Annotated in this window: 23 protein-coding genes; 22 read left to right on the top strand and 1 reads right to left on the bottom strand. The window is 34.0% G+C overall.

What is annotated here, in order from left to right:
- Positions 1 to 60 precede the first annotated feature (60 nt).
- From Z053_RS0102800 to Z053_RS0102775, 6 genes are all read left to right on the top strand, one after another.
- Positions 61 to 720 (top strand): MIP/aquaporin family protein, encoded by a 660-nt coding sequence (locus tag Z053_RS0102800; protein WP_025663512.1) that lies wholly within the window; start codon positions 61 to 63, stop codon positions 718 to 720.
- A 240-nt stretch (positions 721 to 960) separates the two neighbouring features.
- Positions 961 to 1,317, top strand: a complete 357-nt coding sequence (locus Z053_RS0102795; RefSeq protein WP_025663511.1) for a hypothetical protein — start codon at positions 961 to 963, stop codon at positions 1,315 to 1,317.
- Positions 1,318 to 1,402: 85 nt separating this feature from the next.
- Positions 1,403 to 1,897 (top strand): SRPBCC family protein, encoded by a 495-nt coding sequence (locus tag Z053_RS0102790; protein WP_025663510.1) that lies wholly within the window; start codon positions 1,403 to 1,405, stop codon positions 1,895 to 1,897.
- 10 nt (positions 1,898 to 1,907) lie between these two features.
- Complete coding sequence (locus tag Z053_RS0102785) at positions 1,908 to 2,606, top strand: SDR family NAD(P)-dependent oxidoreductase (protein ID WP_025663509.1); 699 nt, start codon at positions 1,908 to 1,910, stop codon at positions 2,604 to 2,606.
- Between the two features lie 3 nt (positions 2,607 to 2,609).
- Entirely contained in the window at positions 2,610 to 3,917 is a 1,308-nt protein-coding gene (locus Z053_RS0102780) for a cryptochrome/photolyase family protein (protein ID WP_025663508.1), read from the top strand.
- A gap of 97 nt (positions 3,918 to 4,014) precedes the next feature.
- The gene (locus Z053_RS0102775) at positions 4,015 to 4,380 is read left to right on the top strand and encodes a nuclear transport factor 2 family protein (protein ID WP_025663507.1); all 366 of its coding nucleotides are present in this window, start codon (positions 4,015 to 4,017) and stop codon (positions 4,378 to 4,380) included.
- A gap of 537 nt (positions 4,381 to 4,917) precedes the next feature.
- On the opposite strand, the gene Z053_RS0102770 is transcribed toward Z053_RS0102775, so the two are convergent.
- Positions 4,918 to 5,796, bottom strand: coding sequence for a LysR family transcriptional regulator (locus Z053_RS0102770; RefSeq protein WP_025663506.1), 879 nt, complete (start codon positions 5,794 to 5,796; stop codon positions 4,918 to 4,920).
- A gap of 80 nt (positions 5,797 to 5,876) precedes the next feature.
- Between Z053_RS0102770 and hutH the strand changes: the two genes are divergently transcribed.
- From hutH to Z053_RS0102690, 16 genes are all read left to right on the top strand, one after another.
- Positions 5,877 to 7,457, top strand: a complete 1,581-nt coding sequence (hutH, locus tag Z053_RS0102765; RefSeq protein ID WP_025663505.1) for a histidine ammonia-lyase — start codon at positions 5,877 to 5,879, stop codon at positions 7,455 to 7,457.
- Positions 7,458 to 7,508: 51 nt separating this feature from the next.
- The gene (hutI, locus tag Z053_RS0102760; protein WP_025663504.1) at positions 7,509 to 8,747 is read left to right on the top strand and encodes an imidazolonepropionase; all 1,239 of its coding nucleotides are present in this window, start codon (positions 7,509 to 7,511) and stop codon (positions 8,745 to 8,747) included.
- 81 nt (positions 8,748 to 8,828) lie between these two features.
- A complete protein-coding gene (locus tag Z053_RS0102755) occupies positions 8,829 to 10,829 on the top strand; it encodes a urocanate hydratase (RefSeq protein WP_025663503.1) in 2,001 nt (666 codons plus the stop codon).
- A gap of 11 nt (positions 10,830 to 10,840) precedes the next feature.
- Positions 10,841 to 11,443 (top strand): HutD/Ves family protein, encoded by a 603-nt coding sequence (locus tag Z053_RS0102750; RefSeq protein WP_025663502.1) that lies wholly within the window; start codon positions 10,841 to 10,843, stop codon positions 11,441 to 11,443.
- Positions 11,440 to 12,243 carry an N-formylglutamate amidohydrolase gene (locus Z053_RS0102745; RefSeq protein ID WP_025663501.1) on the top strand — a complete coding sequence of 268 codons (804 nt, stop codon included), beginning with the start codon at positions 11,440 to 11,442 and terminating at the stop codon, positions 12,241 to 12,243. Before Z053_RS0102750 ends, Z053_RS0102745 begins: the two co-directional genes overlap by 4 nt.
- Before the next feature lie 126 nt (positions 12,244 to 12,369).
- Positions 12,370 to 13,752, top strand: coding sequence for a formimidoylglutamate deiminase (gene hutF, locus Z053_RS0102740; RefSeq protein WP_025663500.1), 1,383 nt, complete (start codon positions 12,370 to 12,372; stop codon positions 13,750 to 13,752).
- Positions 13,753 to 14,447: 695 nt separating this feature from the next.
- Positions 14,448 to 14,807: a hypothetical protein gene (locus Z053_RS0102735; protein ID WP_025663499.1), complete on the top strand. Its 360-nt coding sequence runs from the start codon at positions 14,448 to 14,450 to the stop codon at positions 14,805 to 14,807.
- Between the two features lie 113 nt (positions 14,808 to 14,920).
- Entirely contained in the window at positions 14,921 to 15,511 is a 591-nt protein-coding gene (locus tag Z053_RS0102730) for an imm11 family protein (RefSeq protein ID WP_025663498.1), read from the top strand.
- Positions 15,512 to 15,617: 106 nt separating this feature from the next.
- On the top strand, positions 15,618 to 16,226 hold the full coding sequence (locus Z053_RS0102725) for an SMI1/KNR4 family protein (RefSeq protein WP_025663497.1): 609 nt from the start codon (positions 15,618 to 15,620) through the stop codon (positions 16,224 to 16,226).
- A 101-nt stretch (positions 16,227 to 16,327) separates the two neighbouring features.
- Positions 16,328 to 18,418, top strand: coding sequence for a hypothetical protein (locus tag Z053_RS0102720; RefSeq protein WP_025663496.1), 2,091 nt, complete (start codon positions 16,328 to 16,330; stop codon positions 18,416 to 18,418).
- A 145-nt stretch (positions 18,419 to 18,563) separates the two neighbouring features.
- Positions 18,564 to 19,070 carry a hypothetical protein gene (locus tag Z053_RS0102715; protein WP_025663495.1) on the top strand — a complete coding sequence of 169 codons (507 nt, stop codon included), beginning with the start codon at positions 18,564 to 18,566 and terminating at the stop codon, positions 19,068 to 19,070.
- Positions 19,071 to 19,253: 183 nt separating this feature from the next.
- On the top strand, positions 19,254 to 19,790 hold the full coding sequence (locus tag Z053_RS0102710) for a hypothetical protein (protein WP_025663494.1): 537 nt from the start codon (positions 19,254 to 19,256) through the stop codon (positions 19,788 to 19,790).
- A gap of 62 nt (positions 19,791 to 19,852) precedes the next feature.
- Positions 19,853 to 20,371: a hypothetical protein gene (locus Z053_RS0102705; RefSeq protein WP_025663493.1), complete on the top strand. Its 519-nt coding sequence runs from the start codon at positions 19,853 to 19,855 to the stop codon at positions 20,369 to 20,371.
- A gap of 172 nt (positions 20,372 to 20,543) precedes the next feature.
- On the top strand, positions 20,544 to 20,978 hold the full coding sequence (locus Z053_RS0102700; RefSeq protein WP_025663492.1) for a DUF1801 domain-containing protein: 435 nt from the start codon (positions 20,544 to 20,546) through the stop codon (positions 20,976 to 20,978).
- Between the two features lie 420 nt (positions 20,979 to 21,398).
- The gene (locus Z053_RS0102695) at positions 21,399 to 21,596 is read left to right on the top strand and encodes a hypothetical protein (RefSeq protein ID WP_025663491.1); all 198 of its coding nucleotides are present in this window, start codon (positions 21,399 to 21,401) and stop codon (positions 21,594 to 21,596) included.
- Between the two features lie 60 nt (positions 21,597 to 21,656).
- Positions 21,657 to 22,238, top strand: a complete 582-nt coding sequence (locus Z053_RS0102690; protein ID WP_025663490.1) for a hypothetical protein — start codon at positions 21,657 to 21,659, stop codon at positions 22,236 to 22,238.
- The last annotated feature ends 182 nt before the right edge of the window (positions 22,239 to 22,420 follow it).

Genomic DNA, 22,420 nt, shown 5'->3' with positions numbered 1-22,420 from the left:
TAAAGGTTAACAAAAACTTAAAATAAGTAATAGTATATTTGTCATCATTTTAAAAAAGTAATGAGAAAATATATTTCTGAGAGCATAGGAACCTTTAGTATGGTATTTTGCGGTACTGGTGCTATGACTATTAATGAAGTAACCGGCGGAGATATCACTCACGTTGGTGTAGCGATTACCTGGGGGCTTATTGTAATGGCAATGATTTATGCTTTTGGAGAAATATCCGGAGCACATTTTAACCCTGCAGTTACCATTGCATTTGCATATGCCAAAAAATTTGAATGGGAAGAAGTACCTAAGTATATTGTTGCTCAATGTATTGGTGCTATAGCAGCTAGTAGTATTCTACTCTTTTTATTTCCTGAAAGTGAGTTCCTTGGCGGTACCCTACCAGCTTTCGATGATCTAAGAGCATTCGTTCTAGAGACATTACTCACTTATTTTCTTATGGTTGTTATCATTAATGTTTCTACAGGCTCAAAAGAAACCGGTACAATGGCCGGGATTGCAGTTGGCGGTGTCGTATTGCTAGAAGCCATGTTTGCCGGTCCGATGACTAATGCTTCAATGAATCCAGCCAGGTCACTGGGGCCCGCTCTATTATCTGGTCATTGGGAACATCAATGGTTGTATTTTATTGCTCCTGTTCTAGGTGCACTATTAGCTGTTCTAACCTGTAAACTGGTAAAACCCGATAATTGTTGTAAAGATTGCTAAAGAATAATAAGCTTTACCCGTTGTGTATCTAGGAAGATTATTACGAAAAAAGCGTCAATTCTAGTGTTTTCTAATAATTAACTTGTCTATTTTTGGTTATTATCAAAATTAAGCAAAGCCAATTTAAGTTTTATTACCAGTTACTTTATCCACATAAACTGATTTTTTGGTATTATACCCTATAAAAGTCATTCTTTTTAACATATATTTACAATTCATAAACAATACCCATATCCCCCAATGGAGCATTTTTCTAATGAATTTTGTAAAATAGACCTATACGATCAATATGCTATACTTACTATTAATGAAAATGTAGAATTTTCACTTAATAGAGCTTCAATACTAAGAGATAAACTTAAAAAGCATTATGAATCAAAGAATTTTATAATGATTAGCCATCGCAAGTTTGAGCACAAAGTCTCTCCAGAGATATATAAACAAGGGGTATTAGATAATATGATAGGATTGGCAATTGTATCTAGTAACGATAAAGAAAGGGATAAAGCCATTCTAGAACAGCCATTATACGGTAAATCCTTTGCGTTTTTTAGTACGCTCGAAGAAGCAAAAGCCTGGGCTAAAAGTTTTTTCTGACAAAGCTTATTCTTATCCTGTTTAACAAAAACTACCATAAGTTAAACAAAAAATTCATACATTTGTTGGTATACTTTCGTAAGCTATGAAAATCTATACATTAAAAACGAAACAACACCTTCCTATATCTATAGAAAAAGCCTGGGAGTTTCTTTCTGATCCAAAAAACCTAAAAACCATAACACCAGAGTATATGAAATTTGAGGTCTTATCGGGTGCTGATCGTAAAATGTATCCTGGTCAAATCATACAATATATTGTTACTCCAATCGCAGGAATCAAAAACAAATGGGTTACAGAAATAACACACGTAAAGAACAAAGAATATTTTGTAGACGAACAACGATTTGGTCCCTACTCGTTATGGCACCATAAACACTTTATTAAAGAAATTCCTGGTGGTATTGAAATGGAAGATATTATAGACTATAAAATACCGTTCGGGATATTAGGGCAATTAATTCACCCTATGATTGTAAAACCAAGATTAAAGGAAGTGTTTGAATATCGCAAAAAGAAATTAATCGAATTATTCGGAACAATAGAAACCAAAGCAAATAATGAAATTATATTTGTGTAAAACTTAAATAATGAGAAAAAATATTCTTCTTATAGGTGGAAGTCACGGAATTGGTTTTGAAATTGCTCTTAAACTATATAATGAGCATACTGTATTTATTGCTTCAAGGACTTCAGAAAATCTGGGTAATCTAGAAGTAACTCATATTCCTTATGATGCCTCAAAGGATGAAATCGACACTTCTGTTCTTCCCGAAAGAATCGATGGTTTTGTATATTGTCCGGGTAGTATCAATCTCAAGCCTTTCAACATGTTAACTCCAAAAGTATTTGAAGAAGACATGCAGATTAACTTTATGTTTTTGGTCAAAATCATACACACCCTACTCCCAAAATTAAAAAATTCTGAACAAGCAAGTTTAGTATTTTTTAGTACAGTAGCTGTAAAGGTCGGAATGCCTTTTCATACCAGTATTGCAGCTGCAAAAGGTGCAATAGAAGGATTTGCAAAAGCATTAGCTGCAGAATATGCTCCAAAATTTAGAGTAAATGTTATCGCACCATCACTAACCAATACTCCTCTTGCAAAAGGGTTATTAAGTAATGAAAAAAAGAAAGAACTCATGGATAATCGCCATCCTATGAAACGTGTAGGACAAGCAGAAGATATCGCAAATATTGCGCGTTTTTTGTTAAGTGATGATAGTAGCTGGATTACAGGTCAGATTATAGGTGTAGATGGCGGTATGTCTACTCTTAATGTAAACTAATTTATGAAAGAGAAAGTCACTGTATTCTGGTTTAGAAGAGATCTTAGATTAGATGACAATACAGGATTTCTTAAAGCACTAAAAGGAAAGTATCCAGTCTTACCTATTTTTATTTTTGATACACATATTTTAGATCATTTACCAAAAAATGATGCCCGGGTAACCTTTATTTTTGAAACGCTGCAAAAAATGAGGTTAGCACTTCAACATCAATACAAAAGTTCTTTATCGCTCTATTATGGCACTCCTAAAACAGTTTTTGAAACACTAATTTCTCAATACGAAATACAACAGGTATACACCAATCATGATTACGAACCCTATGCAAAAGAAAGAGATACTCTAATCAAAAACCTTTTACAAAAGCATAGCATTCAATTACATACTTTTAAAGATCAGGTGATATTTGAAAAAAATGAAATTGTAAAAAAAGATGGTAATCCATATGTGGTATACACTCCCTATAAAAACAAGTGGAAAGAAATATTTGACCCCACCTTATTAAAAATTCATTCTACAAAACTATATCTTAACAATTTGGTTAAGGATACTGATCTTGCTAATGTAACATTACAGGAAATGGGATTTGTAACCTCATCTATCAAGGTTCTGGATTATGATATCTCATCTCATCTTATTCAAAACTATGAGGCGACCCGAAATTTCCCGTCAAAAGAAAACGGAACTTCAAAAATTGGCCCTCATCTACGTTTTGGAACAGTAGGAATTCGATCGATTATCAAAAAAGCTATTACTGAAGATAATCAGGTATTTTGGTCAGAGCTTATCTGGAGAGAGTTTTTCATGCAAATCCTATGGCATTATCCGTATACAAAGGATTCTTCTTTTAAACCGAAATATGATCGAATCGAATGGAGAAATAACGAACAAGAATTCGAAAAATGGATGAATGGTCAAACAGGGTATCCATTAGTAGATGCAGGGATGCGACAACTTAATCAAACAGGATATATGCATAATCGTGTACGCATGGTGGTTGCTAGTTTTCTATGCAAGCATTTATTGATCGACTGGCGGTGGGGTGAAGCTTATTTTGCAGAAAAACTAGTAGACTATGATATGTCTGCAAATGTAGGCAACTGGCAATGGGCAGCCGGTTCTGGTGTTGATGCAGCTCCTTATTTTAGAATCTTCAATCCTACTACACAAATCACCAAATTCGATAAACAACTTTCCTATATCCATACCTGGGTTAATAACATTAATGAGCTTACCTATCCACAACCTATGGTAGAACATAAAATGGCACGTGAGCGTTGTCTTACAGTTTATAAGAAAGCCGTTGGTTAGGTAAAAAAATTATAACATTTTTTTAAAATTACCGATGCCGTTTTTTTTGTATTTTACACATATCACAAGTTATTCATAAACCAATAATTTTAACATCATGAACACACAAGAAGTGGCCAAACGTCTAGTAGAACTCTGTCGCCAGGGAGAAAATATGCAAGCTCTTAAAGAATTATACGCTCAGAATATAGTAAGTAAAGAAATGCCAGGAACACCTAATGAAGTAACTTCGGGTATTGATGCTGTGATTAAAAAAAGTGAGGATTGGTTTGCTTCTGTCGAAGAGTATCATGGTGGAGAAATATCTGAACCCGTAGTTGCAGAAAATCATTTTAGCTGTGCCATGAAAATGGATTGCACTTTTAAAGAGCAAGGTCGTATGCAAATAGAAGAAGTTTGTGTCTATCAAGTAAATGATGGTAAAATTACTGAAGAGCAGTTCTTCTATTCTATGCCAAATTAATGCCCGACAAATTTCAAAAACCTGATACTATATATAGTTGATCTTTTTACCAGGAAATAATTGAGACCATATTTCTTTGATTTACATAGTCGAATACATCAAAATTATGTGTTTAAAACATACTTTTTATAACTATAGATACATTTTATTTGTTAAAAAATTAACATTTCATGATCTTTAGTAGGGTACTTCATAAGTACCCCCTCCCTACTTCGGGACTACCCTCCCCCCAGTACAAAGACAAGTGTATCCTGTGTTAAATACAGGATACACTTGTGTTGAACAGAGGTGACACCTCTGTTTGAAGTACCCCTGGCCTACATTTGAAGTACCCCAAACCGGGTATTCACTACAGCACCCCCACTATACTAAGTACCCTCTATCGACATCAACCACCAGATAGGGTACTTATATAAGTCCCCCCTCCCACTTCGACAAGTGGGTTTTGAGTACTTATAAAGTTAAATAGGTGTATATCACTCCTTTTTGTTAAGAATATCTTAATAGATAATATGTAAAAATGTTTCGCACATATTGCTATAAGAATTTCAAAATTTGCTGTAGCGCAGGATTCCGATTGTCTTTTTTCCAAATAACAGAAAGTATAGCTTTTTGAGGTATTTTTGGGATCTCTAAAAACTTTACGCCCAGATCAAAACCCCGTTGTAACGAGGTAGGAACAATAGCAACTCCTAACCCACTCTCTACCAATTTAAAGATAGTCTGTGCATGTACCGACTTATGTGTCACCTTGGGAGTAAATCCTTTATCCTCGCAGATACTCATAATTTTATCATAATACAAAGAACTATAATCTGATGAAAACAAAATAAAATGCTCGTCAGATACTTGCGCAATACTTTTAAAAGTTTTTGAGGTAAGCTGATGCTCTAATGGTACTACCAAAGAAAATGAATCTGTATGAACTGTTTTCTTTTGTATACCTTCGGGCACACGTGCTAATCGTACAAAACCAAGATCTAGCTGATCTTTTTCTACAGCTTCTACCTGCAGATGATTAGACATTTCTTCTAAACTAAATTGTATATCGGGGAGTTCTTTATTAACCATAACCAATAGTTCTGGAATAACCGTTTGCATAGCAGATCCCAAAAAACCAATTCTAATCTCCCCATTACTCCCCTGATCAATCAAACGAGTTTGTCGTATTGTAAAATCAATATGGTTAAAAATATAATCTAACTCCTTCTTAAGATATACTCCCGCAGCCGTTAGTGTTACCTTTCTTTTATTTCTCACAAAAAGAGCAACACCTATTATTTCTTCCATTTGCTTGATTTGCCTACTTAATCCCGGTTGAGAAATAAACAATCGATCCGCAGCTTTTCTGAAATGTAACTCCTCGGCTACTGCCATAAAATAAGTGAAGTGTCGAAGTTCTATTTGATAACTCATAGTTATTAATTAATGATCAAATTAGTATTTCTAATTATCAAAAATAGGTATTATTTTAGTAAAAAAATAGAAATACGCATATGTCAACGATAACAAACCATTTTTCATTTGGAGAAGATTACCTAACTGCAGGTATAGCAATACAAATTGCTCGTGGAGAAACCACCGGAGTTATCTCTGAAACTTCTCGCAATAGCGTAAAAAAAAGTCAGCAGGTAGTAGAAAATATTGTAGAAAAAGGAGAACCTGTATATGGTATTAATACAGGTTTTGGACCACTTTGTACTACAAAAATATCTAAAGAAGAAACCAATATTTTACAAAGTAACATCTTACAAAGTCATAGTGTAGGTGTTGGCGAACCCATAGACATCGAGATTGCTAAGCTCATGCTCATTCTCAAAATTCAATCTTTGGCAAAAGGATATTCTGGTATTGCAGAAAAAACATTAGACAGGATTCTGTGGCATATTAATAATGATGCCATACCTATTGTTCCCAGTCAGGGATCTGTTGGAGCATCTGGAGACTTGGCTCCGCTCTCTCACCTGTTTTTACCTTTACTGGGATTAGGGAAAGTCGAATATCAAAATAAAGTAATCACCACAAAAGAGTTGTTTGACATCACAGGCTTAAAACCTCTTGATCTTGGTCCAAAAGAAGGATTAGCTTTAATCAACGGAACTCAATTTATTGCAGCACATGCAGTACAGGTAGTTGCAAAATTACATAGCTGTCTTACACAAGCAGATATTATTGGAGCAATGATGATCGAGGGATTGCAAGGTTCTGTAAAACCATTTTTTAAAGAACTACATCAATTACGCCCCTATAAAGGTAATATTCATGTTGCTTCAAGAATAAAGTCTCTATTAAAAGGTTCTGAAATTATGGAAGATCATATCGATTGTGATCGGGTTCAGGATCCGTATTCTTTACGCTGTATGCCACAAGTGCATGGTTCATCTAGAAATGCATGGCTACATTTAAAAGAACTTCTCGAAGTAGAGCTAAACTCGGTAACCGACAATCCAATAATAATCAACGAAGAGTTAACTATTAGCGGGGGTAGTTTTCATGGGCAACCGCTAGCTATGGCTATTGATTATGCATGTTTAGCAGCTTCAGAACTGGGCAATATTTCGGATAGAAGAATTTACCTGGCATTAGAAGGTAATTCTCCTGGAGTTCCTAAATTATTAATGCAAGATACAGGTATCAATTCTGGATATATGATACTACAATACACTACAGCTGCTTTAGCTAGTGAAAACAAAGGATTATGTTTTCCATCCAGTGCAGATAGTATTCCTACCTCTCTTGGCCAGGAAGATCATGTAAGTATGGGATCGATCGGTGGTAGAAAAGCGCTAAGAGTAATCGAAAATTTGGAAAAAATCCTAGCCATAGAGTTATTAACTGCCGCTCAGGCATTCGAGTACAGAAAACCTTTAAAATCAGGGGTTATTCTAGATGAAATTCATAAAAAAGTACGAGAAGCCGTATCTTTTGCAGATAAAGACAGGGTATTTGCAGACGATATTGAGAAAGGAATCAAAATCATCCAAAACAAAACTATAATTACTACTGCTAATCAAGTATCCTTAAAAGAACACGTATCTCTGGAAACACAGTTTTCTAGTGAATTTGAACAGTATTAGTCCAAAAATTAAGTAGTTCCCTTAGCTCGATGTAAAGGAAAAAAATATAATATGACAACATATACATTAATAGGCCCGATCACGCAGCTTATACCGCTACAAAAAACGGGTAATAAAGGCGCGATAAAAGATCATGATCTCGAAATTATTGAGAATGCTGGTATTCTTATTGAAGGTGAAAACATTCATACCATTGGAGTGTTCTCTGATTTAAAAGAAAAGGCCCATGCGTTACATGCAGAAATTATAGAATTGCATACCGATTACGTATGTACTCCCGGATTTATAGATGCTCATACGCATATCTGTTTTTCTGGATCCAGGGCTAATGATTATGCCATGCGAAATGCAGGAAGATCCTATTTAGAAATAGCCGAAGCTGGTGGAGGTATCTGGGATACTGTTACCCAAACCAGAAAAGCAGAACAACAGATACTTACCGATGGAGTTATACAGCGAGCTAATACCTTATTAAAAAGAGGAATCACAACTGCAGAAGTAAAAAGCGGATATGGGCTTTCGGTTACAGAAGAGCTTAAAATGCTACGCGCTATAAAAACTGCAAATATCAGTACAGCAGCAGATTTAGTCTCTACCTGTCTTGCAGGGCATATATTGCCGAAGGATTTTGATGGAGATCACAAAGCATACCTCGAAGAGATGAGCACTACCCTTTTTCCTATATTAAAAGAAGAACAGCTCACCAACCGAATTGATGCTTTTGTTGAGCAAGGCGCATTTCTCCCTTCTGATATCTATCCCTATTTTGAAAAAGCAAAACAGATGGGATTCGATATTACGGTACATGCAGATCAGTTTAATACCGGAGGTAGCGAAGTAGCTGTAAAAGTAGGTGCTATTAGTGCAGATCATTTAGAAGCCAGTACCGAGAATGAAATACAAATGCTAGCCCAAAGTAATGTGATTTCGGTAGCATTACCCGGTGCTTCAATAGGTTTAGGATGTGATTTTACTCCTGCCCGAAAAATTTTGGATGCCGGAGGAGCATTAGCTATTGCCAGTGACTGGAATCCTGGTTCGGCACCAATGGGTGATTTACTAACCCAGGCATCTATTCTGGGAACATTTCAAAAACTAAGTAATGCCGAAGTTCTTGCCGGAATTACCTGTAGAGCGGCGGCAGCACTTAACCTAGACGACAGAGGAAGATTGGTTTCTGGAATGCTTGCAGATTTTAATCTGTTTGAAACAGAGCATGTACATGAAATCTTTTATCACCAGGGAAAACTTGTTCCTTCCCAGGTATGGAAACGTGGAAAGTTAGTATAACTACAAATGGTATAAAATCAAATTTCAATGGCTTGTACCGAATTCGATTCTGTAACAACCATGAAGCTAAAAAAAATAAATATGAATTTCAAAGAACAAATACTTCAAGGGATTCCTAAAACAATGCCTCCAAAGAGATCTTTGGATTCTAAAATTAGCCGTGCCCCAAAGAGAAAACAAATCCTTTCTAACGAAGAAAAAAAACTCGCGCTTAAAAACGCATTACGCTATTTCCCAAAAGACTGGCATAAAGAACTTGCCAGTGAGTTTTTAGACGAACTAAATACATTCGGTCGTATCTATATGTATCGTTTTATGCCAGAATATACGATGTATGCTCGTCCTATCGATGAATATCCTGCAAAAACAAAACAAGCAGCAGGAATCATGCTTATGATTCAGAATAACCTTGATCATGCGGTCGCACAGCACCCGTACGAACTAATTACTTATGGAGGTAACGGTGCTGTATTTCAAAATTGGGCGCAGTATATACTCACGATGCAGTATCTGGCTACAATGACCGAAGCACAAACGTTGCATATGTACTCGGGGCATCCCATGGGATTATTTCCTTCTTCAAAAGATGCGCCCAGAGTGGTTGTAACCAACGGAATGATGATTCCTAATTATTCAAAACCCGATGATTGGGAAAAATACAATGCCCTGGGGGTAACACAATACGGGCAAATGACCGCAGGGAGCTATATGTATATTGGTCCTCAAGGTATTGTTCATGGTACTACCATTACCGTAATGAACGCTTTTAGAAAAACATTGAAACCCGAAGAAACACCTGCTGGTAAAATCTTCTTAACTTCTGGATTAGGAGGAATGAGCGGTGCACAGCCAAAAGCGGGAAATATTGCAGGATGTATTACCATATGTGCAGAAGTAAACCCAAAAGCTGCCCAAAAACGCCATGAGCAAGGCTGGGTAGATGAAATCCTTGATGATTTAAATGATTTGGTAACCAGGGTTCAAAAAGCAATGGAGCAAAAAGAAACTGTTTCTATTGCCTATCAAGGTAATGTTGTAGATATCTGGGAACGTTTTTATGATGAAAATATCTACATTCAATTAGGGTCTGATCAAACATCATTGCATAATCCCTGGTCTGGAGGGTATTATCCTGTGGGACTAAGTTATAAAGAAGCCAATACCCTGATTAGCAACGATCCCGAAGCATTTAAAAACAAAGTTCAGGAATCGCTTCGCAGGCATGCTAATGCCATTAATAAACATACGGCAAGAGGTACCTATTTTTTTGATTACGGAAACGCGTTCTTACTCGAAGCCTCTCGTGCAGGAGCAGATATCATGGCAAAAAACGGTATTGATTTTAAATATCCTTCTTATGTACAGGATATTTTGGGACCTATGTGTTTTGATTATGGGTTTGGACCTTTTAGATGGGTATGTACCTCTGGGAAACCAGAAGACCTGGATACTACAGATCAGATTGCTCTAGAAGTGATGGAAACTATCAAGAAAGTTTCTCCAAAAGAAATTCAACAGCAGATGCAGGATAATATTACCTGGATCAGAGAAGCCAAACAAAATAAACTTGTAGTTGGTTCTCAAGCTCGTATTTTATATGCCGATGCCGAAGGAAGAATCAAAATTGCTGAAGCGTTTAACAAAGCAATTGAAAGCGGAAAAATTTCGGCGCCGGTTGTTCTGGGGAGAGATCACCACGATGTGAGCGGTACCGATTCTCCTTATCGCGAAACCAGTAATATTTATGACGGTAGTAAATTTACTGCAGATATGGCAATTCATAATGTGATCGGAGATAGTTTTAGAGGAGCTACCTGGGTATCTATCCACAATGGTGGTGGTGTTGGCTGGGGAGAAGTAATCAACGGTGGATTCGGGATGTTACTTGATGGAACCGTAGAAGCTTCAGAAAAACTGGAACGCATGCTATTTTATGATGTAAATAACGGAATCTCAAGAAGAAGTTGGGCTCGAAATGAAGAAGCACTGTTTGCTATAAAACGTGAAATGGAAAGAACTCCACAACTTAAAGTAACATTACCTAATTTGGTAGATGAAGAGTTCTTAGAAGGTTTTATATAAGTTCATCATATATGGAAATTACTGTCATAACAGCAGATACATTTAAGACCAATGCCTGGTCGGGAGGCACAACAACGCAATTTTTTATGCATCCGCCAACGGCAAATTACAAGGAATTAAATTTTGATTTCAGGTTAAGTATGGCAACTGTTGCAGTAGAAAAATCTGTTTTTACTTCGCTTCCCGGGGTATCGAGAACACTACTGGTTTTGGATGGAGAAATAACATTACAACACCAAAACCAATATACGAAACAACTTTCCAAATTAGATAGTGATATATTTGAAGGAGGTTGGAAAACATCTTCTATAGGGATATGTACAGATTTTAATCTGATGACCACAGGTAATACGGTGGGTACACTAAATGCTCGTAATGTTACCCAAAATGAGAACACCTCATACCCTATTCAAAATAAGCGAGATTGGGTGTTTATCTATACGTATTCTGGAGAAGTTACCGTCGATATCAATGATAAAGCATATACGATTAGTCAATCTGATGTATTGATGATACGCCAGCCAATAGCAACGATTATGCATATTAATGCCATAAAAGATAGTACCTTAGTTTTTTCTGAAGTAACAACTAATGATAAAAATGTAAACGTGTGAATCTATTTAAGATTACAGAAGCCAAAGCACCTATAGTTCCTATAATTATAAGTGTACCTCATTCGGGAACAAAGTTTCCTGCAGCGATAAAAAAACAGTATAAAAAAAGAATGCGTAAGCACCTTGATGATACCGATTGGTTTGTGCATCGACTGTATGAATTCGCACCAGCTATGGGTATCACTGTAATTAAGGCAAATCTAAGCCGATGGGTCATCGATCTTAATAGAGATCCCAAAAGTGTACCCTTATATAATGATAATAGGCTTATTACCAGTAATACACCTGTTACAGATTTCTATGGTAATAAAATTTATAAATCTCAAGAATTCGAACCCGATCAAACCGAAATTAAAAGAAGATTAGAGACCTATTACTGGCCCTACTACGAGCAAGTTAAGACTCTTATAGAAGATAGAAAAAAGCAGTTTGGCAAGGTTTTACTTTGGGATGCACATTCTATTCGCCATAAAGTAAGTACTATTCAAAAAGATCCTTTTCCCGATATGATTTTAGGGAATAACGATGAGAAAACCGCATCGCCAGAACTCATTACCGCTGCATTAAGCGGATTAAAATCTGGGGCTTTTAAAGTTAATCACAACTCCCCTTTTAAAGGAGGGCACATTACCCGTTACTTCGGAAATCCGGAAAACGACATTCATACGCTTCAGCTCGAAATGAATAAGATTTTATATATGGACGATAATGAAATTACGTATAATGTGGACAGAGCAAAAGAGGTGCAGCACATATTACAAAACACCATGGAGCGTTTAATTGAAACGTTGAATGCATAATCAGAAAAATCAGAGGTTGGAGGTTAGACAAGTTTTTGTCAATCAAACATCAAGCTTCCGACACTCGACCTCAGGCATCGAGCTTCAAACTGAAACTTTGATCTAATAAACAACAAACTTAAACAAATGAAAACCTATCATTTTAAGGGAATATTACAAAATACCGGTTGGAAAGAACATACAGGGGTTACGGTGAATAATGAAGGTATCATTACCGATATCTCTTCTTTTGATCCACAACATACATCCAATAAAATTATTGATGGCTTTGCAATTCCCGGGTTTCAAAATGCACATTCCCATGCCTTTCAATATGCAATGGCTGGTTTGGCAGAAAGACATGAAAACACTACTTCTACCCCGGATGATTTCTGGGGATGGCGAGAAGCGATGTACCAATTGGCATTAACGATGAATCCAGAGCAAATGGAAGCCATAGCAACTATGCTCTATGCAGAAATGGCTCGTCATGGATATACCAATGTAGCCGAGTTTCATTATGTACATCACGATAAAAATGGAGTTCCCTACGCTAACCTTTCAGAAATGGGAAATAGTCTTATTTCTGCAGCAAAAAATGCAGGTATTGGGATTACCTTAATTCCTATTTTTTATCAAAAAGGTGGTTTTGGAAAAGAACCAAACGATAGACAACGAAGGTTTATCTCTCCTACGATTGATAAGTATCTTACCTTATTAGAATCGAGTAAAGCAGCTTGTAAACACTACCAGCACGCTAATATTGCTATTGGCATTCATTCTATGAGAGGAGTTGAACCGTCTGATATTGCCGAGATTGCAAAATCCGGACCTCAGGATATTCCATTTCATATTCATGTTTCAGAACAACTAAAAGAGATCGAAGATTCTGTAAAATACCTGGGGAAACGCCCCGTAGAATGGCTATTAGATCATGTAGATATGAATGATAGGTTTCATCTGGTACACGCAACACACCTAACAGATAACGAAATCGAGGGTATTGCAAAAAGCAAAGCCAATGTAGTACTCTGCCCCAGTACAGAAGGTAATTTGGGTGATGGATTATTTCCGTTAAGAAAATACCAGGAAAATGGTGGAAAATGGAGTATTGGTACAGATAGTCATGTAGGGCTTAATCCATTAGAAGAACTACGCATTTTGGATTATGGGCAACGTTTAATTTCTCATAAAAGAAATACGTACTCTTCTCATCAACAAGGAGATTCTGGAATTTATGCAATAGAAATGGCAACAAAAACAGGAAGAAAAGCGATGAATAATTTTACTGCAGATTTCTTTAAGGTCGGAGAACCACTAAACGCCTGCATTATTGATGCTTCGTCGCCATTATTAGCTACTGTAGCTACACAAAACCTGGCATCGACAATAGTATATGCTACCGATTCTAATATGCAGTTAGGAACTATTGCCAATGGAGAGATGATTGTAGCAAACCAAAATCATATAAAGTACCATGAGATAAAAGAAAAGTTTGCTAAAACCATCGATGCACTAAAAAACAGGTGATATTTCTGATTAGCGTAATCTGTTGTGCGGTATTGAAAGTAGCTTTTTTTCACCATAAAACGTCAATTCGAGTGCCGCGCTTTTGAGGGTGGTGTATCGAGAATTGGATTATGGCAAAAAACATTTAAATCCACAACAGCCTAACATATATACTTTACATATAAAACCCTCTAAGATTTCACTAGAGGGTTTTACACATTTAACCACTTAAATTACAATCATATAAACTCAACTTAGTATAAAGATACTGTACTAAATAATACGATTCTTACGGGTTTCCGCAATAGGTGTAATTAATGCTTAAAAAGTATGATTTTAACACTTCCTTGGATAACTATAGAGCATAGTTTTTTAATCTGATACCCATTTCATCTTAAGTGTATAGAAAAGTTCAAAGCCTTGTTAGCCATGTCGAAGTACGCTATATCTTCACATTACCCCGAACACCATCGAAAGATTATACTTGTATGGTTTGATAATGTTGTGTTTATCAAAAATAAGTTAGATTTGTTAAAGACATATAAGAAATATACTCAATTGGGTATATCCAATTGTTGTAGTGCATTTAAGAAAACACAAAACTAAAAATGATTCTTAATTTTTTATGACCAAAAAAAAAATCTAAAAAGAAAAAGGAACCAAGTTCGATTAAAAAAATCGGATATATTTTACTTGTGTTTAGTCCAATATTTATTATGATTTATTTTAATGGACAAAGCAGAAAGAAAAAATTAGAAACTGAATCTTTCAATACTATCGGAGTCGTTGAAAAACTAAAACCCAATTCAAAAAAAGGTAGGACAACAAGAAAAGATGTGGTTTACTTTTATTTCGTAAAAAACGATACTGTCTTTCATAAGTTAACTGACTTGACTAATAACGGGATTAAGAGGTTAGGAATTAAAACTAATGAATGCTACGAATTGAAAGTTGTAAAATCTGATTATGGAATATTCGAAATTGATTTTAACAAAAAGATAGATACAATTATTGATAAAAGTGAATATAAAACTCAAAAATACAACACGAGTATTCATCGGAATATAATAGAATGAAAAACGCACTACAACAATGGCTATAATTAATACGGGGTTTGATGCTTAACCCAAAGTGTAGTGCTTTTAATAAAGTCCGCCAAAACGTTATGTGATATTAAATACCTTTTTTTATGAAAAGTTTATTACTGTGCCCTGATGAGGAAGTATCTCCTTCCTTGACGGCTTCTGTTAACTGTTCTTGTAATGAAATGATTTGGGAAAATGGTGTATTGGTTTCCGAAGATGACTATGATTTATCCAATTTAGAATTCTTTTGTGAAAGCTTACCCAAAGGATATTTTCCAGATTATGCTGTGAGTGACATGGGATGTTCAGTAGTGTCTAAGCGGTTTAAAACTTTTTTAGACAACCTAAGCATGGATAATATTCAATATTTTCCAGCGACTATTATTGAAAGGGAAAAAGAACCAGCTAAAGAAGGATATTTTGTTGCTAATATTATTGGACTTTTAGATTGTATCGATATTAATCTTTCCATAATGGATATGGATCAAGATGAGAAAAATACTATAATTTGGAGTATCGATCAACTTGTATTAATGGAAGATATGAATAATTCCAACAAGATTTTCAGAGCAAGGTATTTTACCCGAATAATTTTGGTAGATGAATTATTTAAAGAAGCATTCGAACAGACTGGAATAAAGGGCATAAAATTAATTTCACCTGAAAGATGGGATGGATATAATGGAGAAAGATAAATGTGTAAAAAGATAAAACATCACATAACACGAAAATAAAAAGTATTAAAACAACTTTTTATTTAAGCCGTTATGTGCAAGCAAAACCAGTAATATTGAAAATTAGATGAATGCTATAGTTGAAAAATATATAAATGGGCTTAAAAATGCATATTTTGAAAATAATGGACGGGAGGATTGGGAGCATTTTGAAAAAGTTATACAAAGAGCGGAAAAAGAAAATATTAGTAAACTAAAACAAATTTATCCTGAGACTTCTAATGCTTTAATTGCCTTACTTGGATATGTAGATGGAACGTATTGGAGAAAATATGCCGAAGAAGAAATTACATTCTTCATTTTAGGTTCTGATGTTTATAAATATCCCTATTATTTATTATCATCTAAAGAAATAATAGAAAATCGAAATCAAGCTACAGAATACTATGCAGATTATATTGAAAGAAAATATGATGGAGTTCAAATTGATGATAAAATCACAAATCGAGCTGACACGATTAATTGGCTTCATTTTTCTGATTGTATGAACAATGGAGGAACCTCTCAATTGTTTGTAGATTTTAGTCCATCTGAAAAAGGGAAAATAGGACAAGTAGTAAGATTTTTACACGACCCAGACGAATTCAAAGTAATCGCTGATAGCTTTGAAGATTATTTAAAAAACTTGATGGACAGTGAATATGATTTTATCAATGAGGACATAATGGAGTATTAAAAAATACGAGCACATAACAAATTGTATATAGCATATGCTCCCTTCGGAAAGCAAACGCAACATACAAGGAACGTTGGCAACAACTTTGAAAAACATCGAGATTGAAAAGAAACCTACTGATATTATTTCTAATTATTACTTCTAATCTATTTGCTCAAAAAGAGCGACTTGATTTTTTGGATTGGCAATTACGTAAAGGAGATTTGAATGCTTTAACCCAAATAGCTGAATATTTTGACAGTAAAACTGAATTAACTGAATATTTGGGCTATCACATAATTAATACTAATGAATCCGATGTTGCTAAAAGACTAGTTAGGGAAAATTCTATGTTTCTTGATTCCGAAATAGTTATTGACTCTACAATAACTAGCGCTGATTTTAAAAAATTTCTAAAAGAAAACAAAAAGAATATTACATTTTCAAATCTTGCAAATGCCTTTTTAATAACACCGTTTGACAAAAGAAAAACGGATTTTGAAATCATCGAATTAACTGACTTTAAATGGAACAGTTTAAATGCTAAACGTAATGAATTATTAAAACTCGATTGGGTTAGAGAAAACGCAATCGACAGCTTAGTAGATTCAAGAAATCCTTTAGCACTATTAAAAATAGCTTCAGTTTTATTAAAAAACCGATACAGATTTGACGAACACTACGACAATGAAGAAGTAATTAGTTTAATTCAATTACTAACGAATTCTCAAATTGCTGTCCCAAATGAAAGTGGAGTTTTAAGCTACCATTTAGAAAAGGACTTTTATGAACGGTCAAAAATCAATCTACTTATTTTCATAGCAAACAACTATAAAAACTACAAGTGGGATGAAACTATCAAAGCGTTTACAAATAATATATTAAGTGTTAAATCTGTTGATAAAGAAAAAGGTCTAATTGAACAATTATCGAATGAGAACGATACGATAGCATTGACCGCATTCATCCAATTAACTAAATTAAATCCAGAAAAAGTCGTAAAGTTATCAGATGAATATAGGAGAGCGAGAGTGTCAAAAAACCGAAGGCTACCTCTTTTCCCTTATAAATTTTTGAAACAGCTTGTTCAACTAACAAATTATTGCAATCAAAACAGTATAGATTTCAATGGAAGTAATCAATTAAAAGACAATATTAATCGTTTAAAAAAAAAATTATCTTTTGTAGAAAGGCGAAAATTAGAAAATGAACTAATTCAAAGTTTAAGTCTAGAAAATATCACTGCTTTTGAATATTGGAGTTTAGTCTATTCCAATTCATGGTCATTATCATATTCAAGTGGTAGAATTCTTGATATATTTTATTCAAAAAATTGGAATAAGTTAATTGAAAATGAACAATACCTTAAAACTTATTTATTAAAATCACGTCTTTTTGATGACCTTGGGATTATTGGGTTTTGTAATAATTACCTAATTAAGTTTATAGGTTCTAATAAATTGTATATCAATTCAATAGAAAATTTACATTCCTTTAATTCAAAAATTAAAACTCAAATTGAAAGAGCAACAGAAATTGCTAAGAAGCCAATTGTATTTAAAGAAAAGGAGAAAAAATCTTGGTATGGAAATACTTCCGAGAATATAGAAAGTTTTGAATCTTCTTATTCAAAGATTATCGATAAGCAAAATGATAGTACTGAACGGGAAAAAGAAATTACTTACCTTCTATCGCAAATTAGTTATGACCAAATAGGTAAAGCATTAGAACTGATAGAAAATGTGAAATTTAAACGAGAATCTAGTAAATATTCTTTTTTAGCAAGTGATTTTGGTTTCACTCATATTCCTACTATAGTCGATAAAGGTAATAGAGATGACTTTTTAAGTAATTATAATAAACTTAGTCAAAAAGAATTGTACGTTTTTTACCTCAATAAAGTCAAAATTGATTTTTTGAATAAGGACAATTCATTAAATTATGACAAGATATATGATTTATTAAAATTTGATATTAATTCATCTTTTGTAGGAGGTGGCGGAAGTACAAAAGACAAAGGTGTATATTCTATTATCAAGGTTTTAGAATTGACTTTCAATACAACTCTGGGTTATCCAAATAAGTTATGTTGTTCAAACAATATGTACGCTTGTAATTCACGTTCAAGAGCAATGGAATGGATGAATTACCTGAAAGTCAACAAGCATTTAAAAAATGAACATAATGAACCCGTTTCATTTGCACACGAATAAAAAACAGTTGCTAACAATGTGTATAAGTAATAGCGGTTTAAGTGATAAAATGAAAGTATAAACATAAAAAAAAGATCGGTACAAAACCGAAAGGTTCGTGAGTAGAAACCCGCTACTACTCATACACAAAACGTTACCCACAATTATGAAAAAAAATAGTTTATTGATATTTATAATCCTGAGCTTTATTAGTTGTGGAGAAAAGACAATATCTGATAAAAGTTTTGAAATAGAAAAACCTAATTTGATGTATGGTGGAATGGTGGTCTCGGCAAACCCATTTCAAATAGAAGGAGAAAATGGAAAAAGGTATATCCGTAGAAAAGGTGGCGTTGGCGGAATAAATTTAGCAAACCCAGAAATAAATAAATTATACGGTGCTGATATGTCCGTTACTGACAGCACTAAAGCAATACTTCTAATAGATTTCCCTTTGAAAAAACAAATTGGTTATGAAATACAGAATGATAACGGATTTAATAGAAAAGACTTAGTACTTGAATTAAGCAAAGCATATTCCGAAATTTATGTCGAAAAGGATGAATATGGAATTTGTTGTGATGACCTTTCTGATTTGGAATTAAAAATGATTATGGTTTACGAAGTTAATGGAGAAATTTACTTGGAACCTAAAGTTGAATCGAAAAAGTAACTGTGGGTAACATCATATATGTGATCATAGCAGATAAGTTATGAATCGAATGGTTGTTGAATTTTTGGTAAGGCGCAAAGATTTTATGACGAGAAAGATAAAATCAGGGCAGAAAAAATCGATGGCTCAGTAACGTTTTACACAGCTACGACACATACTTATAACGTTGTAGTGCATTAGAAAATGGAAGAATTAATAGAAAAATCTACTATACAAATTAAAGAACGAATTGAATTTTGGTTCTTTAAGTATTTCAATAAAACCAAAACGGATTTTAATGGAAATGAGATTTTTACATTGTTTGAACTTTTAAATGCGAAATTGCAAGTTAAACTTAAACAACGATTAAGTTTAGATGGAAATGAAATTCCTGTATTAGTCTTGAAAATTTCAGAATCGGAATTTGTAATTAACACAACTAAAAAATTTGTCCAAATTGACTCTGACTCGTGTGAAATCATTAATTACTCTGAATTTGAATGGCATAATGGATATAAAAGTATTTCTATTATCAATACACCAACTGGTAAAGTTGCTAATGTCAAAACAGAGGGTTTGATTTCGGATTTCGGATTAAGAAAAAGAAACGGAAAAATAGTTTATTGGAAGATCCCATCTGGAAAGCCAGGTTTTGCTTTTTGGAATGTTACCAAGAAGTGTGAATTAATTGGGAGAAAATTTAAAATAACTGAACAAAAACGACACCACAACAACACCTAAACTGCATTAAAACGCAGCTTAGCCAAAACGTTGTGCGTAAGTTGAGATAAACTGTATTCTTAATGAAAAATAGATTTTTGAAAATAATAAAACGGATTTTAATAACGATTTTGATTCTTTTTGTCGTTGTGTTTATATCAAACGAAATCGTCTATAGAACTTCGATTCCTGAAAACTTTACGGAATCTAATTGGAATGGAAAATGGAACAGTTCTGAATATACGCTCATTAGTGGAAAAGTACTGACAACGATTCCTGAAAATCACAACAATGAATTTAAAAGTGAGACGCTCATTTATTACAATCTCTGGAGTGTTTATAAGCCTGGACAAAATAGAATAGTGGAATTGTCAGGAAACTTTTCGGAATCAGATATTAATGGAAATAACATTGGACAAAAAAGACGACCGAATGAAAGCAGTGAATCCAATCGTAGATTCTTTAAAGCTAAAATGTCAATTGGAAATGGACAGTTTATTGAATATGATGGAATGAAAGATGATGACGGAATTGAAATCAGCGGTGAATACGATTCAAGCTTTCCAAGAGATAATGGAACTTTTGAATTGAATAAAAAGTAAGACCTACACACAACAACGACTATAGTTCATTACGACTGAAATTCCTACTCAGAATTTCACGATTTTTTGCTACATTTATTGTTATGGCGGAATGATACTGGCGTACTATTCCGTAATGAACCGTAGCCCTAACGTTGGCAGGCATTACAAAACAACTTAAATAATTACAGAAATGGCCAAAAATAAAACTACCGAAACAGAAGTCGATGTTTTTGATTTTATTGAATCATTTGTAGATAATGATCAAAAGAAAGCTGACAGTTATAAGTTATTAGAGTTAATGAGTGAATGGTCAGGTTTTAAACCTAAAATGTGGGGACCAACTATAATAGGTTTTGGAAGCTATCACTATAAATACGCAAGTGGACATGAAGGCGACGCTCCTTTGTTGGGTTTCTCACCACGAAAAGCTCAGTTTTCACTCTATGTCTATTCGAAGACAGATAAAAGTGATGCGCTTTTAACAGATTTAGGGAAATTCAAAATGGGCAAGGCCTGTATTTATTTTAAGAAATTAGCTGACATAAATATTCCAGTTGTAGAAAAACTTAGTATGGAAACAATTGCTTATCTCAATGAACACCATGAGTGCGCTTGTAGAAAATAAATAAGGGCCTACCAACACGATGTATAAAACATAGCTAATAAATCCTAAATCGAAAGGTTTGTAATTATTTATGAAAACCGCCAAATTTTTAATTTGGCTTTAAGAATTAAAAAATTAAAACAAAATATAAAAATTCGGCTCCGTGTTAAACCGAAAAGTTAGTGGCTTTTTATACGCTACGTTCTATACACAAGTCCGTTACCAACAAACTGAAAATTGAAACGTACATTAATATTTATAACTCTGATTTTATTTTTTTCAAATTTATTCGGACAATCAAACGACCGAATTTATTTGTCGAAAAATCATAGCTATGGAAAATACTATTGTTATTCTGTTAAGGAATTAATAATTCACTCTGACTCTACTTACACTCGAAACAGTTACTGTACCTCGAAAAAAGAATGGCGGAATTATAAAATGCTTGAACCGATTACTCAAAACGGAAAAATAACTCAGAATGGAAATTTTCACACTCTGACTGCATATAAAGACGGAATTGAAACTGAATACAATTGGACTTTGGAACTTCAAAATAAAAAAGCGAAATTATATTTCACCGACAAAAAAGGAAAAAGAAAACTATTGACAAAATATAAGCAAATCGGAATTGAATAATGAAAAGAGCCAGTTGGTAACACTATGTAAACGCAATGCTTTTTCAGTGTTGTGAGCAATATGAAAAGACTGATATCAATATTGATCTTACTTTTGATTTTCTCTTGTTCGAAACGAGAGTACAAGACTATTGATTTTGGACAAATTGAAATAACTGTTCCTTCTAGTTGGAACAAATACAAAAAGAAGGGGATTGACAGTTATATAAGTGGATTAATAACTAACAAAAATGACACTCTGATTTTCGATTTAGGTTGGTATTCTGGTGACTTAACAAGAAACAACGAAGTTCTCGTATTTGACAAATCTGAATATGCTAAATTTACTAAGGAACAAAAAAAGCAATTGGAAACAACCAAACATTTAGTTGTAGATGATTTTTTGACCACAGAATATGATGCTAAGGATTATTTAAAATATGAATATGAATTAGACAGTATCGATTGCTTTCAGACCAAATTTATAAAACCGAAAAATAAAGGATTTGGCGCAAGTGGAATTTATATTGATAGCTTAAAAGGCGGTGGACCGAATTCTAATAAAACAAGATTGAGTTTTTATGGAAATGGTTTATCGGATTCAACTCAAGTAGAGTTTTTTAAAGCGCTTAAAAGTATAAAGCTGACGAAGTATTGTCAATAATAAATACAGCTCACAACACAATATATGTGATCATAGCAGCTAAGTGTTTAATCGAATGGTTGTTGTATTTTTGGTAGGGCACAATGCTTGCGAAAAGTGAAAGTTAGCAACCAATGCGCAGTTTTTGTCGAAAATAGGGTAACATTTTGCTCTGCTACGACACATATATTAAGCATTATCAT

Source organism: Aquimarina megaterium XH134, from assembly GCF_000520975.1.
GTDB classification, from domain to species: Bacteria; Bacteroidota; Bacteroidia; order Flavobacteriales; family Flavobacteriaceae; genus Aquimarina; species Aquimarina megaterium.
The sequence above is the reverse complement of the archived record's forward strand: the minus strand, read 5'-3'. Positions and strand labels throughout refer to the sequence as shown.

What these genes read in the sequence shown, in the direction of transcription:
- Z053_RS0102700 (WP_025663492.1), top strand. Translation starts at nt 20,544, where the DNA reads ATGGCCAAAAATAAAACTACCGAAACAGAAGTCGATGTTTTTGATTTT.
- Z053_RS0102735 (WP_025663499.1), top strand. Translation starts at nt 14,448, where the DNA reads ATGATTTATTTTAATGGACAAAGCAGAAAGAAAAAATTAGAAACTGAA.
- Z053_RS0102730 (WP_025663498.1), top strand. Translation starts at nt 14,921, where the DNA reads ATGAAAAGTTTATTACTGTGCCCTGATGAGGAAGTATCTCCTTCCTTG.
- Z053_RS0102795 (WP_025663511.1), top strand. Translation starts at nt 961, where the DNA reads ATGGAGCATTTTTCTAATGAATTTTGTAAAATAGACCTATACGATCAA.
- Z053_RS0102790 (WP_025663510.1), top strand. Translation starts at nt 1,403, where the DNA reads ATGAAAATCTATACATTAAAAACGAAACAACACCTTCCTATATCTATA.
- Z053_RS0102715 (WP_025663495.1), top strand. Translation starts at nt 18,564, where the DNA reads ATGAAAAAAAATAGTTTATTGATATTTATAATCCTGAGCTTTATTAGT.
- Z053_RS0102775 (WP_025663507.1), top strand. Translation starts at nt 4,015, where the DNA reads ATGAACACACAAGAAGTGGCCAAACGTCTAGTAGAACTCTGTCGCCAG.
- Z053_RS0102750 (WP_025663502.1), top strand. Translation starts at nt 10,841, where the DNA reads ATGGAAATTACTGTCATAACAGCAGATACATTTAAGACCAATGCCTGG.
- Z053_RS0102780 (WP_025663508.1), top strand. Translation starts at nt 2,610, where the DNA reads ATGAAAGAGAAAGTCACTGTATTCTGGTTTAGAAGAGATCTTAGATTA.
- Z053_RS0102725 (WP_025663497.1), top strand. Translation starts at nt 15,618, where the DNA reads ATGAATGCTATAGTTGAAAAATATATAAATGGGCTTAAAAATGCATAT.
- Z053_RS0102800 (WP_025663512.1), top strand. Translation starts at nt 61, where the DNA reads ATGAGAAAATATATTTCTGAGAGCATAGGAACCTTTAGTATGGTATTT.
- hutH (WP_025663505.1), top strand. Translation starts at nt 5,877, where the DNA reads ATGTCAACGATAACAAACCATTTTTCATTTGGAGAAGATTACCTAACT.
- Z053_RS0102755 (WP_025663503.1), top strand. Translation starts at nt 8,829, where the DNA reads ATGAATTTCAAAGAACAAATACTTCAAGGGATTCCTAAAACAATGCCT.
- Z053_RS0102690 (WP_025663490.1), top strand. Translation starts at nt 21,657, where the DNA reads ATGAAAAGACTGATATCAATATTGATCTTACTTTTGATTTTCTCTTGT.
- Z053_RS0102770 (WP_025663506.1), bottom strand. Translation starts at nt 5,796, where the DNA reads ATGAGTTATCAAATAGAACTTCGACACTTCACTTATTTTATGGCAGTA.
- hutI (WP_025663504.1), top strand. Translation starts at nt 7,509, where the DNA reads ATGACAACATATACATTAATAGGCCCGATCACGCAGCTTATACCGCTA.
- Z053_RS0102785 (WP_025663509.1), top strand. Translation starts at nt 1,908, where the DNA reads ATGAGAAAAAATATTCTTCTTATAGGTGGAAGTCACGGAATTGGTTTT.
- Z053_RS0102705 (WP_025663493.1), top strand. Translation starts at nt 19,853, where the DNA reads ATGAAAAATAGATTTTTGAAAATAATAAAACGGATTTTAATAACGATT.
- Z053_RS0102695 (WP_025663491.1), top strand. Translation starts at nt 21,399, where the DNA reads ATGCTTGAACCGATTACTCAAAACGGAAAAATAACTCAGAATGGAAAT.
- hutF (WP_025663500.1), top strand. Translation starts at nt 12,370, where the DNA reads ATGAAAACCTATCATTTTAAGGGAATATTACAAAATACCGGTTGGAAA.
- Z053_RS0102710 (WP_025663494.1), top strand. Translation starts at nt 19,254, where the DNA reads ATGGAAGAATTAATAGAAAAATCTACTATACAAATTAAAGAACGAATT.